The organism is Rhizobium sp. Rhizsp42 (genome assembly GCF_047304155.1).
In the GTDB taxonomy this organism is placed as follows: Bacteria; Pseudomonadota; Alphaproteobacteria; order Rhizobiales; family Rhizobiaceae; genus Rhizobium.
On record NZ_JBGLYS010000101.1, the window covers coordinates 1 to 1268 of the forward strand.

The window sequence follows — 1268 nt, forward strand, 5'->3', positions numbered from 1 at the left end:
TGGGAGCCGTTGCAAAATACGCGACCGCGGCAGCTCTATGGCGAACCGACCTGCCCTTTTCCCCGCTCAATGCCTTGAGCGGGGTTTTTGTTGGCTTCAGGCTGGCGTTTTCAGGTTTGCGGGCGCAGTTCGGCCTTGGTCACGTCGCCATCGTCACCCAGCGGCGCATGTTGAAGGCGATCGTCGCCATCAGCACCTGGGCCCGCGCCTTGACGAGCCCGCGATAACGGATCAGCCCGAGGCCCATGCGATGCTTGAGCGTGGCGAAGGTCGTCTCAACGGCCGCACGACGTTTCGATATCATCCGGTTGAGGCGGGCAAGCCTTGGCGGCAGGACGCGGTGATGCCGGTTGGGCCGGCGCATCAGCCGCGGCTTGATGCCCTGGCTCCTCAGGGCCTTCTCGCGTGCATGGGTATGATAGGCGCTGTCGGCCAGCACGCAGGATTCGTCGCCGGTAATCAGAAGGTCGGCGACGACGGTGTCGTTGACATTGGCCGGCGTGGTCACGACCCTCAGGATCAGGCCGGATCCTTCATCGACCCCGACATGAGCCTTGTAACCATAGGCCGAACCTGCCTTGCCCTTGCGCCGCGTGAACCGCGCATCCGGATCGCTCGGCGCCTGACGCGGCAACCGCTCGCCCGTATCGCCCGGCTCGTCCCCGTCCGAACCGGACGCGTCGGCATCGAGATTGGCATTGGCATTGGCATCAAGGTCGCCATTGCGACCGCGAGGCGGGCGGGCCGCCGTCGTCTCGATCACCGTCGCATCCAGCATCGTGCCACGCCGCAGGATCAGACCGGCGGCATCCAACTGCCGGTCGAGCTCGGCAAACAGCTTGTCCAGCAGCGCTTCGCTGATCAAAAGGTTGCGAAATCGGCACAGCGTTGAGTGATCCGGAACAGCTTCATCCAGAGCAAGGCCGACGAAACGCTTGAACGACAACCGGTCGCACAACGCTTCCTCAAGCTCCATGTCCGAGAGGCCGTATAGCGACTGCAGAAGCAGCGCCTTGAACATCACCAGCGGTCTATAAGCGGGCCGACCGGCGCCCTTGCCCGTGTCATCACGCAGCCGCGCAAGGTGCTTCTCGAAACGGTACCACCTCACCAGCGACGACAACTTGTCCAGCCGACCCGACCCTTTGCCCTGAGGGATCAACGCATCGGCGAAACTGAACTGGCCACCATCCCGAACCGACATCGCATCATCTCCGCTCATCGCTAAGACAGAGAATCACAACGGTGAGATTTTGCAACGGCTCCCG

General features: G+C 63.0%; 1 protein-coding gene. It reads right to left on the reverse strand.

The genetic code is table 11. The features are described from left to right. Positions 1-139 precede the first annotated feature (139 nt). A complete protein-coding gene (locus tag ACCD05_RS31700; RefSeq protein ID WP_413397627.1) occupies positions 140-1222 on the reverse strand; it encodes an IS5 family transposase in 1083 nt (360 codons plus the stop codon). Positions 1223-1268: the final 46 nt, after the last annotated feature.